This is a genomic window from Lederbergia sp. NSJ-179, from assembly GCF_022867885.1.
Taxonomy (GTDB): Bacteria; Bacillota; Bacilli; order Bacillales; family Bacillaceae_C; genus Lederbergia.
This window is the reverse complement of record NZ_JALIFP010000019.1, coordinates 62,955-79,194: the sequence shown is the minus strand read 5'-3', so window position 1 is coordinate 79,194 and position 16,240 is coordinate 62,955. Positions and strand designations below refer to the sequence as shown.

Below are 16,240 nucleotides of genomic sequence, written 5' to 3'. Positions count from 1 at the left end.
GTCTTATTTCGAGTATGCTTTAGCCTTCGGACTTTGAGCAGGACTTCAGCCTGGGATATGACTTTAGTCATCGACATTTATGTCAAAATCCACCTGCTTTGAGCAGGTGGTCGTTTAAGTAGTATTTTTCAAAAGGAAATGAAAATTTCCTTTAGTGAATATTTAATCGTGTATCGGATCAATATGGCGAAGCAATGGTTAGTGAATACGGATCTTTCCGTCAAAGAGATTGCGGCAAAATTACACTATAATAATTCGCAAAATTTTATTCGTTCCTTCAGAAAATTGGAAGGGATTACACCCGGCAGGTATCGGACACAGCATAAACAGGCCATCTAGTTTTACAACGGATCCATTCACCTCCTGTTGAGCATACTGAGCTTCCGATTTGACCTTTAAATGAATCAAGTGGAGGAAAACAACTTTTTTCCTCCACTTGATGTTGTATTTTATTTTGGCTCTTTTCTAAATGTAGCTCCGCAAATGTTTCCCCCCGTACGATTAACATTTGGGTTTCATTTTAATTAGTTGGTGAGAAGACGTGCATTGCTCCTTTCATCCTTTGTTAATGGATAGTTTTTTGTCATGCTCGATGTATCATCCATTAAAAAGATTATCCTGTTATTTCCCTTCCCATTTCTGAATGAGTGAATGGGCATCTGCTTTTAGAACTTCGTACAGTTTTTGAGAAATCGAGTTGTTTTCCAACTGATAATCAAGCAATTGCTTGAAACCTTCCATATGTTTGATGACTTTTGCAGCCGCTCCCTTTTTCTCAAATTGACCAACAGCTGTCAAATGAACCGTAAGGGAACGATAATCTTTTTCAGAAAAGTCTTCTTGATGATCCTCAAGGGTTGAAAGTAGATGAGCTGTATCAAGTTCATCTAATGTCAGTAACCCATTAATCGCTGATTGTAAAGCAAAAATCGCCGCAGCTAATTCTTCTTCTGTTTTTATTTCCTCTAATGCTTTCTCTGCATCTGAAATGGCCTGTTGTAAGGCGGTATACGTTGTTTCTGTATATTTTCCATCATTCTTGATTGATTTTGCTTCGTCTATCAAGGTCTCTAGCTCAGAAACGCCTTCTGGCGGTTCTTGTCCTGGTTCTTCTTCTCTTGGATCCCAACCTTTTAAAACATTTTTCACTGTCCAATTAGCAGCTTCTTCATCAGATAGCTGTCTTCTAGACTCATTGATAATGGCACCTGGACCATAGTTTTGATATTCATATAATCTTGCATCTTCCGGCTCTAATCCACTCATAGATGTCCAGCCATCCTTATGAATATGATCCCCTAATTCACTCTTCATCACTACTACACTACCAATCGCATTGGGATTTCCACCAGCAGGCCATGGTCGTCCTAGATAGACAGTCCCTGGAGCAGCATCACTCGTAAATTTACTATTTAAGAACAACATGCCATACTCATCTGCAAGGAGTGTACTAGCCGCTGTGATATAGCCGTTATTTGTATCAGAACCGCGATCCAAGGAGTGGATGACAGAATCTTCAAATACCACCCTTGCAGATCCAAAGATAAAATCAACATCGCCCTCTACATATACTTGAGTATAATATTGTGTACCCCCGTTCGTTAATAATGTGTCTTGATTTCCAATAAACCGTACATTTTTAAAATACATCCGGTCACCATTTGCGTTAACAGCAACTGCTTGCTTTCCGTCTACATCTGCCGATTCGTCAAATGCATTTTCAAAAGTAAGATTTTCTGCTCGAAAATCGTCTGCTTGTAAAAAGGCACTAGCACTTCCACTTGTCCCAATGGTTCCACCAACACCATTGTCTTTGCCCGCATAATTATCATACGTAATCACCGTATCATCCATGCTTTCTCCCATTATTGTAATATAGGGCTTATTTTTAGGAACTTTGACCACTTCTTTATAGATACCATTTTTCACATAGATGGTAACTGGTGTTGTATTATTTTCTGGAATCGCATCAATCGCTGATTGTACAGTCTCATAATCCCCGCTTCCATCTTGGGAAACAATAAATTTGTCATCAAGATCCTCCATCTGTTTGATCTGTCCTTCGAGTTTCTTAATCTCCCCCTGTACAAGCGTTCTTCCAAACGAATCAACGGAATTTGTGTCACTTACCTGGACAAATACCTTATTCGTAAAATAACCTGTTTGCTGGGCAATATCTAGTAACTTCGTCGCCCAATGACCACCCCATGCGTAACCGTTTCTACGTTCCTCTTCAATTTCCATAATATCATGCTTGATAATCCCGTCCCGACCAGAGAAAATCGGTTTATTCGTGCCGATTTCATAAAACCGATACCATGCTGTTGAATTGGCATCTTCCACAAAATACTCATTATTCGGGTCACCGCTTATATAGCGGGTGTTTTCAAGTTTTACTTCATCGAACCACTCCAATGCTCCTAACACTGCTTGATTGATCTTTTCCGTTTGTGGCCTAGACATCAAATAGCGAATAATCCCTACCGATTCTGAACCAGAAATGGATGGATGTTCGTAGGAACGCGCTCCTCTTGGCTCATATGTTACGGGATCATGTTGAGCACACCAGGCCAGCAGCTTCCCATCCACCTCAATTTGAGCATGTAAAATATAGTCAACAGCTAAATCAATTGATTCTTGAACTTTTGTACGATATTCTTCATTAATCAGATCTGAGTCAAATGGATATCTTTTTTCTACAATCTGATCCATCATCTCCAAAACATTAATCATCGCTTCATCGTTGAATGTAACATAATCAGAGTAGTTCCCTCTTTCAGGGTACACCTGTGCGAATCCACCGGTTGAATATTGCAGTTTAAATAAGAAATCCATTCCCTTTTCAATACTCTCTTTATATCTCGGATCTTTTGTTTCTTGATAAATTTGAGCTAAAAATAACATTTCTGAAATGGTCGCATCATTGTCAATCGTTCCTAATTCCACACCATCCTTCATCCACTCAGAACGGGATTCCTCTCCATCCCATGGGCGGGTGTATATATGGGGCCAATTCTTTGTCCAACCGCCATGCTCCATTTGCCACGTTAACAAATTATTAGCTTTTTCTATAGCGTCATCAAGATCCCCTGAAAATCTCATATCATCGATCACCTGTTCATATTCGCCATTTTCATCCCATTCATCCAAGCTGTGTACGATTAAAACCGTTTGCCCGAATTTATTGATGCCTTTTGCGGCTTTGTCAACTCTCAATTTTTTAAATCCAGGCGACAATCCTTCCCAGCTTTTTGTTGGTACCACCACCTCTAGATCATTAAAATCAAATTCTTCAAAATCACCATTTAGTGTAACAGCAAGTACACTTTTGTCTATCGCGTATACACCGACCATATCGACGTCATCTGACATATTGTCCCTTTTTAAAGGGGCAATAAGCTCTTTTGCCTCTCCCCAAGTTAATTCCGTTGAATCAGATGAACGATTCGATTCCCCCTGTAAATGCCCAATGATTTTCCCAGCCTCCTCCTTTGTAATTGGTTGATTTGGCTTTATTTGACCATTGTCTACAAGAAAGTCCGTATATCCTGCTTGTTTCGCCGCTTCAAGCACATAGGCATCCCATTCATCCAGAGAAACTTCCCATACAGTCGTTTCATTGCTGAGATTTTTAAATTTCTCCGTTTTCACGAATCCATAGGCATCATTGATTAAAGACATAAATTCTATTCTTGTTATAGGCTGATCATCATTTGCCTGGTTTTCAACAATCATCCCTATTTCCTTTAGTTTTTTTAACTGCAAGCCCGAAACAATCTCTTCCACTTCGGCCTCTTCGGCTTCATAAATCTCATCTACTTCCATGTCCGCTTCAAAATTCGGCTCAGCTTTGACCACTTTAAAAGGAAAAATCGGAAACATAATGAACAATGTTACGATACAGATTAAGACCATCATTCCTACACGCTTAAAAGTCATACATCCTTCTACCCCTTTCCTTTTTTATTTACCTTAATCAGAATCTATTTTTCCCCTTCTTGTGTCAGCCCCTTTCATTGAAAATATGATCAAATTATGATTGACTAGCTCATTCATCTAGCCCTTGATAATCAAAATAATCAAAATCGGCATATGAGCCATTTTTCTCATCCATATCATGTACGGCGATCCCAACAAAATTCCCGGTAAAACCACCTGACAGAAATAACAAATCTTGTGGAGGGCCGATTTGCTGCCAAACGTCCTGTCTAGCTATTCGATAATAAAATTGACCGGTAGGACCCGCTACCTCAATCTTTAACTCCATTTCCCCCTCTTCCACTTGAACTGTCTCTGGGAATAAAATGGATTCATTTTTCTTAGAACGCAACAGTCGAATCACTCGTCCCTTTTCTTCATCATGCGTGATATATGCATACAAATAGTTACTATCATTTAAATATAGGATCAAACCTGCCATTTGATTAAAAGCAGTGGGTTGATAATCTATTTTAGTTACAGCATTAAAACGAAAATCTTTTTGCCGAATCGCTAAAATATGATGCTCAAATAAGGATTGAATCGATTCTCCCGAAATCATTCGTAGATAACCAGGTCGACTAGCCAAATCACACCAAGTATCATCGGCTAAAATACGGAGTGTATTCCACTCTTTTTTCAAAGGACCTTTGAAGTCATCACGAAAATTTGTGTCTTTTTTCTGTTCTATCGGTTGTTTCGTTGCAATTTCTGTCTCGATCGCAGGTGCATTTCCCCCTCCTACTAATCGTAACCATCCATCCTCTGTCCAATAAACTTCTTGAATCGCTGTCTCTCTTCCTAAAATCGCGGCCTTTCCCAACAATGGTCTTGTACATAGATAGGCCATATACCATCTGCCTTCATCCGTTTGCACAATACTTCCATGGCCCGAGCATTGTAAGGGGGAATCCGGCTTATCCCCTGCCGTCAACATCGGGTATTCCGGATCCAGTTCATAAGGCCCTGTTATTTTTTTCGACCGACAAATCGTTACAGCATGTCTTTTTCCTGTTCCCCCTTCTGCAGTGATTAAATAATAATATTCTCCATATTGATATATATGCGGTGCTTCCGTTTTAGCAAGTTCTGTACCATCAAATATTTTATATACAGGTCCAACTAGCTTTTGTTGATCAGGAGCATATTCTTGCATCACAATTCCTGCTGATTTATTTCTCGTTGTCATACGATAATCCCATATTTCGTTTAAAACCCACTTTTTACCATCAGTGTCATGGAAAAGGGAAGGATCAAATCCACTACTATTGATATAAATAGGCTCAGACCATGGACCAAGAATAGATGGAGATGTGATTAAATAATTATGGCTATCTTTAAATGGGCGTTTCGTACTTTTGACATCTGTATACATTAAATGGAATAGTCCATCCGCATAACTGAGCTGTGGCGCCCATATACTACCACCCTGAGGATTCCCCCGTAAATCAACCTGTGTGGTAAGAATATCTGTTTCATGCTCCCAGTTTACGAGATCATTGGATTGATAGATTCGTACCCCGGGTAACCATTCAAAAGACGAAACGGCAATATAAAAAATGTCATCCACTTTTAAAATATTAGGGTCAGGATTAAATCCCCTTAATATTGGATTTTTTATCCATGTATGATGCATTATTTCTCCACTCTCCTTTTTTCCACCAATTTTTCTGGTTGTTTCGTATGTCGAGATTTGCAATGCAGGATGTCAATATCTTTTGTAGAATCTAAATAAAACGCAGGACCCTCGTGGTTCTCAATGGTAATATGCTGGAACAAAATATCCTTTGCAAAGCCAACATAAAACCCACGATTTGTCATATTATCTAGATTGGCCATCATCGCCGGGCGTCCAGGGACTGCATTTTCGGCCATTGAAATATCAATATTTGAAAAAGTAATTTCAGACGCATATAATTCTGCTAGTCCATAGATAAATCCTGCACAAGCCTGGACGTTTCGAGCTGTAATATCCGCAAAATGAATTCTACGGAAATGAGGTGTTTCTTTCGTAATGGGATAAGGATTTTTATCCCAAACATATTTCTCTTTCCCAAGGGGACCACAATAATAATACAAATTAATCACAAATGGACATATAACATTATCCATCACAAGATTGATTACGCGGATATCTTCAACAATTCCGCCCCGGCCCCGACGTGATTTTAAGCGGATTCCTCTGTCCGTATTTTGGAAAATACAATTCGTGATTGCCACATTCCGAATATCCCCACTCATCTCGCTCCCAATCACAACCGCCCCATGACCATGAACCATTGTACAATTCGAAATGGTGATATTTTCACAAGACATCCATTCTACAGTTTCTTCTGTGCCTGCTTTAATGGCGATACAATCATCGCCCACATCTATATTGCAATTATTGATGCGAACATTTTTACAGGATTCCGGATTGATTCCATCTGTATTGGGGGAGTCGGCTGGATTTTTAATCGATACATTATCAATTGTGATGTTGTAACTTCTGACCGGATGGACCGTCCAACTAGGCGAATCCATCATTCGAACGTCTTTTATAGTAATTTGCTCACAGGAATCAAAACTTATCAACTTCGGGCGAAAATAAGCGGATTTATCCGTTTTATTCCGTTCCCTTTCCCACCATTTTTGTCCATTTCCGTCTAAACAGCCAAATCCCGTTACAGAAATATTCTTTGCCTTTTCCGCATACAAACAGGAGGCATGTACATTTTGGGATATCCCCTCCCATCGAGAATGTACAACCGGATAATCTGCTGGATTGTCTGAAAACTTTAATCTTGCTCCAGGTAATAAATGCAATTCAACATTATCTTTTAAACGTAAAGAACCCGTTAAAAATTCACCTGCAGGGACAATGACAGTTCCCCCACCATTCGTATAAGCCCTGTCAATTGCCTTTTGAATCTTTTCTGTCATAACCACGCTATTAGAATTTGCGCCAAACTCTGTAATATTATAAAAAATACTCATGATGAAAATATCCCCCTTCTATTCAAAACTAAAGCCCTTATGATAAAACTCAAGCTTTAAAGATAACGCCTTCATAATAGCGCATGATTTTGCTATTCTCTATACATATTTATGTTCTATTTCTATCTTTCTTTGCTTTTTTTGTTATCGTGTTCGGAACCAGCTATAAAATCACTTTTAGTAAAAGTTGGCCAACACTTTTTTCGGAGAATACAAAAATAAAGAGCCGTCAGCTCAACTAACCGGAGTATATTGGCTAGTAAAGCTAACGGCTCCCTTGTAGGATAAGGAATTTCCTTGACTCTCAAAAAAATTTTCCTTGTGAGTTACATTCTAAGAATCTCTATTCAACAAATAACTTTTTTGTTCCTCATAAGAAAGATGTTTATTTTGCTTACGGAATTGTATCGGTGAGACACCTGTCATTTTTTTAAATGTCTTATTGAAATGTGCGATCGAATGAAAACCTACATTTCCAGCAATCGTCAATACCTTCTCATCTGATTCGATCAATTGGCGCCTCGCCTCTCTCAACCGAACCGCTTGGACATATTCACTGAAGTAAAAACCGGTTACTTTTTTGAATGTCCGACTAAGGTAAGATGGACTGATATAAAATCGTTCCGCAATCTTCTTCAATGTTAATTCCTCTAGATAATGTTGATGCAAATAGGTGGCGATTTCAGAGATTTTCTCATGCATGGGATGTTCATTTTCCGGTGGCGCTTGGAAGGATTGCCGATACATTCGAATTAATAATTTCGTTAATAGAGCTTTTACATAAAAGATGTGACCTGCCTGTTTCTCCTTACATTCTCTTAACATCTCAAAAATGAGTTGTTCGGTGTTCGGCTGCTCCTTTACTGGAAATCGTATTAACTGAGAACCATGTTGGAAAGGAAGCAGGGGTAGGTCTGATGACAAAATACCTGGCTCAAGGAAATTATGAGTGAAATTAATTAAAATTCGTTCGAATTCAGGGACAGATGAGCTTGTTGTTCGATGGACATCATGTGGATTAATAACGATAATATCGCCACTCTTTACAGTGTATACATTACCATTAATAAAATAGACTCTCTCCCCCTTACGTAAATAATATAATTCATAAAAAGCGTGAGCATGGGATGTAGGCATAGATGAATAACCTTTTCGGCGCATGAACTGCATGGAAAAAGATTCATTCTCTAAATAATACTTCGGACCGAAGTTATCTACCATTTCATAAACCCTCCAATCGCATCAAGGACAAAAAAAGCAAAGAAAGCTAAAAAATTGAGCAAATTACTATATAGAGTATAGCATTATAGTGCGTTATTATGAAAGCGTTATCTCTAGTTGGTTAGAAAAACAATAGCAGAAGGGGTGGTATGAGTGCGACAAAGGTTGTGGGGTCTTCTCATGATACTTGGGCTAATGGCATTAATTGTGGGATGTAGTAGCGATTCTGGTGGAAAGGAAGTAGATGGGGCTTCTAGTAATAATGATGAGGAAGAAGAAAGTTCAGTTACAGAGGATGCAGGTGAACCCGAGCAAATAGAGGTTTCTTTGATGATTCACTGGGGAGAGAAAGAATTTGAAGAGATTTTTAATCAACATATCAAAAAAGCTTTACCACACATAAAACTAACGTATATCCAAGCAAATGGGAAAGAGGAAATTGAAGAGAACTTTGCCAAGGGATTTATACCAGATATTGCCATGGGGACTAATTTCGAAATGTTCAAAGAACTCGATTTACTTCGCGATCAGATGCCATTAATCGAAAAACATGGCCTTGATCTTAGTAAATATGATCAAGGAATAATAGAATCCTTGAAAGCTAACTCACCCATTGGCGAACTTAATGCCCTCCCAGTTTTTAAACAAGGATATGTCATGACCTATAATAAGGATATTTTCGACGCTTTCGGTGTCCCTTATCCAACAGACAATATGACTTGGGATGAAGTCATTGAACTAGGTAAGCAATTAACAGGTGAAAGGGATGGTAAAATTTATCATGGGATTTTCCCGGGGAAGCTTGGTCTACAGCAAGTAAGTACCACCCTAGTTGATCCGGAAACAAATGAACCGACAATCCTAGATAATAAAGAGTTACGTATTTTCCTAGAGCGTATACAAGCCATTATAAACATCCCCGGAAACCTTCCTGAAATGGAGTCCACGGAAGAATTGGCGACATTTCTGCATAATGCGGAAGGTGCTGATACGGCATTTGATTATGCACTATTCCCATTCCGTGATCAAGCTAATGGTCTGACTTGGCGTGAATATGAAGCCGGTCTAAACTTTGACTGGGTCACATACCCTGTTTGGGGTGGGGATTATCCGGATTATACTCCTAATGAACTATTAAATACGATGTTCGTGACAAGTCAAAGTGAAAATCCCGATGCAGCCTTTGAGGTTCTCGCCTATCTAATGTCAGAAGAATATCAAAGATGGTCCGTAAGTACGGGAGGGGGAACTGCTTTACTTGATGAGGATGTGCAGAAAGAATTTGGAACAGCATTAGAACATGCCGATATTATGGCTAAAAAAAATGTAGATGCGTTATTTAAATTTAAGAGTGCTCCCATACCCAAAAGATCGCGATACGAGAGTGCATCTGTCATGATCAATGCGTATCAGCGACTTCTTGAGGGCGATGATATCAACACGGTTATAAGAAAGATGGATGAAGAAACCCGGAGTGTGATCGCGGAAATGTCCGGAAAAGAATAAAATCAACCTGATATTCTTTTACAAACATCAGTTTAAATTGTTCCCTATATTTTGCCATAAAAAATGCACCTCAAAAGCTGGGTATCACTCTAACTTTTGGGGTGCAGTACATTTTTGCCTTTTTGATCATATAGCGCCTGGTTATTGGCCTGTAGAGGCTTATAAAATGCATAGCTATTAGAGGATGTTCAAAAAGTCCGGTAAAAATGACACTGCGAATTTCTTCGTTGGCTTGCTTTTCCGCTGCTCACGTATTAACTGCATACGTTCCGCTGCTCAAAGCTACGCCGCCTCGAACTTCTTGGTCCTTTTTATCCTCCTTTTTGAACACGTACTATTATGTTGATGATCGTATTTTAATTGTTTAAAATTTAATCAAATCATCTATTTTTATAGCTTGCCCGGTTTTCAACGAGATATTTCCAGCGATCCCTGTCATGATTGATCTTGCTCCATCAATATGGGAGGCAGCCCTGTTGAACTCATCTTCTGTTGGTTCGCCAAATAGATCTTGTAGCAAGACGACATCGCCTCCACCATGGCCCCCTTTTCCTTCCTGGACCTCTACTTCATAAGGCTTGCCAAACATCGGTAGAACGCGGATGGTTTTTTCTTTCAACTTCCCTTCATCATCCTTACTCCCACCCGAATTGATATAAGATTGCTCACGTACGATCACTTCTAGTCTGCCTTTACTGCCATTAAACGTAATAATAAACCCTTCCCACGGGAGATACGCATTGAGAGAATAGGTGAGAATCGCTTTATTTTTATAGGTCACAAGCACACCTAGTGTATCTTCAATATCAATACCGTCGCCAAACACACTTTGATCTCTTTGATATCCGTCCTCTTTTTCCGCCTCTAAATACATCGATTTCAAATGCTCATTTGCTTCCAAATCAATCGCAAATGGATCATCCTTCGCATACTCATTTCCATGGGCCCGTTGATAGAAGTTCGTTACTCCTCTTGCTTCCGCATTTTCCCTTCCATAGAAGCGTAAGCCTCCGGATGCATATACGGTTTCAGGAGCAGAATTCAGCCAAAAATTCACTAAATCAAAATGATGGGTCGCCTTATGAACAAGGAGTCCACCACTATTCCGTTTATTCCGATGCCATCTACGGAAATAGTCCGCACCATGCTGGGTATCTAACGCCCATTCAAAATGGACCGAATGGACATCACCAATGACTCCATCCCGAATAATTTCTCTTATTTTTGTATTATGAGGGGCATAGCGATAATTAAAAGTAACCCGCACTTTTTGTCCTGTACGCTCAATCGCATCTAAAATCGCTTTCGTTTTTTCCACATCGACCGTCATCGGCTTTTCAGTGATCACATCACAACCAAGTTCCAAAGCCCGGATAATATACGTATGATGCGTACGATCAATGGTTGTGACAATCACATAATCAGGCTTTTCTTTTTCAATCATTTGATCAAATTCACTAGAAAGATAGGTTTTGATTTTAGGATGATCATATTTTTCTTCAAGTAAACGATTCGCATAATTCATTCTCGTTTGGTTGATATCGCAAAAAGCAAGTAATTCACATGTTTCTGTATAATCCCTTGCAAGAGCACCATAGAAAAATTCTGCTCTTCCTCCGGTTCCAATTAAAACATATTTCTTTTTCATTGTGTTTCATCTCCTATTTTATTGAAGTAGTTGACGAACGAGCCAATCATATGATTGCTCTCCACAGATCTCATGTCCCCCATCAAAAATATGGGCGTCTAGTGAGGTTTCCGCATCGAAAGCCAAATAAATTTCTTGAAGTTTTGTTAAGGCAATTTGCACATGTTCCAAAGGAAAAAGATGATCCTCTTTCCCCGCCTCTATAAATAAAGCCCGCGGCGCAATTAAACCAATGAGTTCAGGCATCTCCGCTATTTGTAAGATATTCGGAATATAATTATCTAAGCAATGCCTTCGGTCGATAATACTTCCTTTAAAAGTATTCGTGTATCCACTAATTACCGTTGCCTTGATCCTTTCATCTAGGATAGAGGTAAAAGCTGTTACAAGCCCCCCTCCTGATATTCCCATACAACCGAGTTTGCTTAGATCATATTCCTTTTGTGTCTCCAAGTAATCGATGACCCTTATACACTCATAAACCCTTAAGCCTGCTAAGGTTTTCCCATATAAAAGCAATTGGCTGGCTAATCGGTAACAGGAATTATCGGTGGGTTTTCCTCTCCCCTGATCTTCTTGCAATTTTCGATCACCAAACCCAATCAGTTCTGGCACAACGACGGCGAACCCTTTTTGAACCAAGTCAACAGCAAAATCTTCATGATACGTTGACTTACTTCTTGGTGAACCATTAGGGTTCAATCCAACCAATTCTTTATGCCCATATCCATGACCATGGATCGCAAGCACGGTAGGCAGCGGCAAAGAATGATTTTTAGGTATTAATAGATAAATCGGCATTTTTAGTGGTGGGATTGTTGTCCATTCAATCCGATATCGTATATATTTTCCCATATCCTGTTTTTCCAGTAGAGTAGGTTCCTGATCTACTGACTGATAAGTAAAGTCCCCTAGAGCTGTTTTGAATTTTTCCTTTAGCTTCTTTTTCCACTGATCATCATACAGATTCGGTGGATCACCAACCGATTCTTTGTACAACTGGTCCAGATATACATCAGCAGACCACATGAATTCCCTTCCTTTCCAATCTGTTTTCCTTCTATTCGCAATGACGGCGCTTCCGTTTATCACTACGCTAATAACAACGTTGTTATTATCATGTTAATTCAATTTCAACAAAAGAACAAGCTTTTTTTAAAAATTTTTCTAAAGGACCTTTCACTATTCTTATAAAGTTTTTAACTAAAATATAGCTCTCATTAGCCGTTAGACTAATAAGAGCTATAAGCGGAGGATTATGCGATTTTTTTCTCCAGTTATCCATTATTCTTTAAATAAGTTGATATACTCTCCATACCCTTCCTCTTGCAATTTGTCTTTTGGAACAAAGCGAAGAGCGGCGGAGTTAATACAATAGCGAGCACGATCAGGACCAGGACCATCATCAAAAACATGACCAAGATGGGCATCGGAAGTTTTGGAGCGTACTTCGATTCTTCTCATGCCAAAAGATGTATCGAGCTTCTCTTCTAACTCTGGCCGTCTAATCGGTTTGGTAAAGCTTGGCCAACCGCAGCCAGCATCATATTGATCCGTCGAACTAAATAGCGGTTCCCCTGATATGACATCGACATAAATTCCTTCTTCCGTGTTATCCCAATATTCATTTTGAAAGGGGGGTTCGGTAGCATTTTTTCTTGTTACTTCATATTGAATAGGGGTTAACTCTTGCTTTAGCTCCTCATCGGTTTTTTGCTTTTTCCAATTTTGGCGGATGAATTGGGCTCTCCCCGACCCTTCCTTATAAGCATTATAGTGGAATGGATTTTTCTTATAATAATGTTGATGCTTTTCCTCTGCTTTATAAAAAGGAGCTGCCGGTAAAATTTCCGTGACAATTGGTTTCTGAAAACGGCCACTTTCCTCTAATTCCAATTTGGAGGCTTCTGCTAATTTTCTTTGTTCTTCATTATGATAAAAAATCGCCGTCTTATACGAATGTCCCCTATCTCCAAATTGGCCACCGGGATCAGTTGGATCAATTTGTTGCCAAAATAATTGTAATAATTTTTTATAAGGAAAAACGCTAGGGTCAAACGAAATCTGAACTGCCTCAAAATGTCCTGTTGTATCAGAACAAACCTCTTCATAAGTAGGATTTTCCGTATGCCCTCCCGTGTAACCTGAAACAACTTCTTTAATTCCAGGTTGTTCATCAAAAGGGGAAACCATACACCAAAAACATCCTCCCGCAAAAGTTGCTAATTCAAAAGTTTCAGCCATCTACTATTCACTCCTTTTATTTGCCTGTTTTCTACTGTTCCACATTTTTCTCTATTGTATAGCTCTGCCTTTTAAAAAGCCAATGATTGCTATGACTCCGGTTGTGATCCGGATCTTTTATAGCTATATGGAATATTCGTTCAACTATTGGAGACCATAAAGGAATGAAAGCATATTATAATGATCAAAATTTTGGAGTACAAACTTATGACAAAAAAACAAACTGGACTTTTTGAGAAACTTGTGGAAATCGATAAGGATTTGGTTCGTGTCGGAACGGAATATTGGAAAAAATATTCTTATATAGACACATGGCAATTTTGGGTGATTCTCGGCATGCTTATTCTCCCATTAATTGTATTATTTTTTACCATCGATAGAAAGAAAATATTCCTCTTGGGGTTTTATGGATTAAATGTCAATGTTTGGTTTGGCTATGCAAATGTGGCCTTTATGTACCTAGGCTTGATTAATTACCCATACTATGTGATTCCCCCTTTTCCATCTATTTCGTTTGAGGGTTCCCTTATACCCGTTTTTGCTATGCTTGTGTATCAATGGACATTGAATCATCACAAAAATTATTATCTATATACGTTGCTTTTAGCCGCTTTTTTTGCTTTTATCATTCAGCCGATTGCCGCCGGTATTCATCTTATTGAGATTAACCCAAACATTACTTTTTTTGAAATTTTCCTTATCTATCTGATTGTCTTCCTGTTTTCAAAGGCGATCACGAGCCTTTTCCTTTATTTACAAAAAAAGCGAAAAGGCTCTGAACTTCCAAACAAATAAGAGCAGCCCCCTCCCATCGTGGGGATACTGTAGCTCCAGCGCCTAGACGATTGCTTTCTTAAATTACGTAGAATGCACGGTAAATGGTTTGACAAGTCTAGAAAGTATACCGTGCTTAGGTGAGCCAATGAAACTGAGTAAAAATAAAATACCGGTTGCGAAAGCCATTGATCCGGAAATCGATGTATCTAACCATACGGCCAGGTAATAACCCCCAATTGCGGAAATTACACCGAATGCTGCACTTAACAGGATCATCACGAGTAATCGATCTGTCCAAAGGTAGGCAGCCGCTGCGGGGGTAATCAGCATGGCTACAACCATGATAGCGCCGACTGCGTCAAATGATGCCACCGTTGTGATGGAGACAAGTGTCATAAATAGATAATGCATTCCAATCACCGGGATCCCAATACTTGCCGCTAGCGCTGCATCAAATGTCGTAATTTTCCATTCTTTATAAAAAGCAATGATGGCGACAAGAACAACTAGTAATACCAATAACAAAATAAAAGTTGCCTGGGGAATTTCTCCTAACGCCGGAACCGTTAAGGTGTTCCATGGAACAAACGTAATTTCCCCCATTAAAGCATGTTGGACATCCAAATGGACGTTTCCAGTTTTGGTTGCAATTAAGATGACCCCAATCGCAAATAGAGTTGTAAAAACAACTCCGATAGAAGCATCCTGTTGAACACCTAGTGAGTGGAACCATTGAACGAGAAATGCTGTTAATAATCCGGCAATAATGGCACCGATCAGCATATAGATACCACTTAATTCTTTTGTAATCAAATAAGCAGATACAATTCCGAGTAAAACTGTATGACTAATCGCATCAGCCATCATCGCCATTCTTCTCAGAATAAGAAAAACGCCAATGATACCACAGGAGAGTCCTACCAATGAGGCGGTGATTAAGATCCATCCTTCATAACTCATCTGGCCTCTCCTCCTTTAATGCGCGATAGTTGTGGGGAAGAAGTTTTAGTATGATTTTTTCGTTGAAGTCGAAACTGTATAGCCTTTATAAATATTCCCCTTTGAGCACCAAAAATAAATGATATCAAAAAGATACTTGAGGCTGCCATTACAATAAACGGGCCAGTTGGCCATCCTTTTCCCATTGCACTGAGAAGCGCACCTAACATCCCTGAACCCCCACCAAAAACAGCTGAGAGGATTAACATATTCCGAAAAGAATGTGTCCAGTAATGGGCACTTACAGCTGGAATAATCAGAAGTGCCGCCATCAGAATAACGCCTACTGCCTGAATACCGATGACAATGGTCAAAACAAGCAGCGCTAGATAAATACTATCCATTAACCGACTAGAAAGGCCGATTCCTTTAGCAAAATTAGTATCGAATAGGAATAACTTCCATTCTTTAAAACCGATAAAAATAATAAAAATCACAAGCAAGGCTACCGAAAGCATTGTGTACACGTCCGTTCGAACCATGGAAGCCGCTTGACCAAAAATAAAATTATCCAGACCCGCTTGGTTTCCTGTTGTCATTCTACTTACTTTTGTTAATAACATAATTCCAGATCCAAAAAACACGGATAAAATAATCCCCATTGCTGTATCCTCTTTGATCCGGCTAGCTGAGCGAATCCATTGAATAAGCCACGCTCCTACGAAAGCACTGATCGCTGCACCCAGGACCATAAATGGCAGGTTTTTCGTTCCGATGATCATAAAGGCCACAACAACACCAGGTAGAGCCGCATGGGACAATGCGTCACTCATTAAGCTTTGCCTTTTCCAATAAGCTAAGCACCCAACCATACCAGAGGCTATCCCGAGTATTAATGCACTTAAAAGGACCCACTGGGCATTAGGTGATAAGAACATATCTAGCATTGTA

Annotated in this window: 11 protein-coding genes and 1 pseudogene; 3 read left to right on the top strand and 9 right to left on the bottom strand. The window is 39.4% G+C overall.

Annotated features, from left to right (window positions below; all coding sequences use genetic code 11):
• Nucleotides 1-114: 114 nt before the first annotated feature.
• Nucleotides 115-339: pseudogene (locus tag MUB24_RS14505) on the top strand (helix-turn-helix transcriptional regulator); the annotation flags it as partial.
• 282 nt (nt 340-621) lie between these two features.
• Here MUB24_RS14505 and pelA read toward each other — a convergent pair.
• The 4 genes from pelA to MUB24_RS14485 all read right to left on the bottom strand — a co-directional run bounded on the left by pelA (nt 622) and on the right by MUB24_RS14485 (nt 8,175).
• Complete coding sequence (gene pelA / locus MUB24_RS14500; RefSeq protein WP_244705291.1) at nt 622-3,939, bottom strand: pectate lyase; 3,318 nt, start codon at nt 3,937-3,939, stop codon at nt 622-624.
• A 109-nt stretch (nt 3,940-4,048) separates the two neighbouring features.
• Nucleotides 4,049-5,614 (bottom strand): glycoside hydrolase family 43 protein, encoded by a 1,566-nt coding sequence (locus tag MUB24_RS14495; protein WP_244705289.1) that lies wholly within the window; start codon nt 5,612-5,614, stop codon nt 4,049-4,051.
• Nucleotides 5,614-6,954 (bottom strand): glycoside hydrolase family 28 protein, encoded by a 1,341-nt coding sequence (locus MUB24_RS14490; RefSeq protein WP_244705287.1) that lies wholly within the window; start codon nt 6,952-6,954, stop codon nt 5,614-5,616. The genes MUB24_RS14495 and MUB24_RS14490 overlap by 1 nt, the downstream gene beginning before the upstream one ends.
• 333 nt (nt 6,955-7,287) lie before the next feature.
• A complete protein-coding gene (locus MUB24_RS14485; RefSeq protein ID WP_244705285.1) occupies nt 7,288-8,175 on the bottom strand; it encodes a helix-turn-helix transcriptional regulator in 888 nt (295 codons plus the stop codon).
• Between the two features lie 180 nt (nt 8,176-8,355).
• Between MUB24_RS14485 and MUB24_RS14480 the strand changes: the two genes are divergently transcribed.
• The gene (locus tag MUB24_RS14480) at nt 8,356-9,681 is read left to right on the top strand and encodes an ABC transporter substrate-binding protein (RefSeq protein ID WP_244705283.1); all 1,326 of its coding nucleotides are present in this window, start codon (nt 8,356-8,358) and stop codon (nt 9,679-9,681) included.
• A gap of 364 nt (nt 9,682-10,045) precedes the next feature.
• On the opposite strand, the gene MUB24_RS14475 is transcribed toward MUB24_RS14480, so the two are convergent.
• The 3 genes from MUB24_RS14475 to msrA form a co-directional block, all read right to left on the bottom strand.
• Nucleotides 10,046-11,329, bottom strand: coding sequence for a Gfo/Idh/MocA family protein (locus tag MUB24_RS14475; RefSeq protein ID WP_244705281.1), 1,284 nt, complete (start codon nt 11,327-11,329; stop codon nt 10,046-10,048).
• Nucleotides 11,330-11,347: 18 nt separating this feature from the next.
• The gene (locus MUB24_RS14470; RefSeq protein ID WP_244705279.1) at nt 11,348-12,358 is read right to left on the bottom strand and encodes a dienelactone hydrolase family protein; all 1,011 of its coding nucleotides are present in this window, start codon (nt 12,356-12,358) and stop codon (nt 11,348-11,350) included.
• Nucleotides 12,359-12,613: 255 nt separating this feature from the next.
• Nucleotides 12,614-13,573 (bottom strand): peptide-methionine (S)-S-oxide reductase MsrA, encoded by a 960-nt coding sequence (gene msrA / locus MUB24_RS14465; RefSeq protein WP_244705277.1) that lies wholly within the window; start codon nt 13,571-13,573, stop codon nt 12,614-12,616.
• Nucleotides 13,574-13,780: 207 nt separating this feature from the next.
• Here msrA and MUB24_RS14460 point away from each other — a divergent pair, with 207 nt between their 5' ends.
• On the top strand, nt 13,781-14,368 hold the full coding sequence (locus MUB24_RS14460; RefSeq protein WP_244705275.1) for a hypothetical protein: 588 nt from the start codon (nt 13,781-13,783) through the stop codon (nt 14,366-14,368).
• Between the two features lie 63 nt (nt 14,369-14,431).
• Here the strand turns inward: MUB24_RS14460 and MUB24_RS14455 are convergent, their stop codons facing one another.
• Both MUB24_RS14455 and MUB24_RS14450 read right to left on the bottom strand, forming a co-directional pair.
• Nucleotides 14,432-15,310, bottom strand: coding sequence for a metal ABC transporter permease (locus MUB24_RS14455; protein ID WP_244705273.1), 879 nt, complete (start codon nt 15,308-15,310; stop codon nt 14,432-14,434).
• A complete protein-coding gene (locus MUB24_RS14450; RefSeq protein WP_244705271.1) occupies nt 15,307-16,236 on the bottom strand; it encodes a metal ABC transporter permease in 930 nt (309 codons plus the stop codon). Before MUB24_RS14450 ends, MUB24_RS14455 begins: the two co-directional genes overlap by 4 nt.
• Nucleotides 16,237-16,240: the final 4 nt, after the last annotated feature.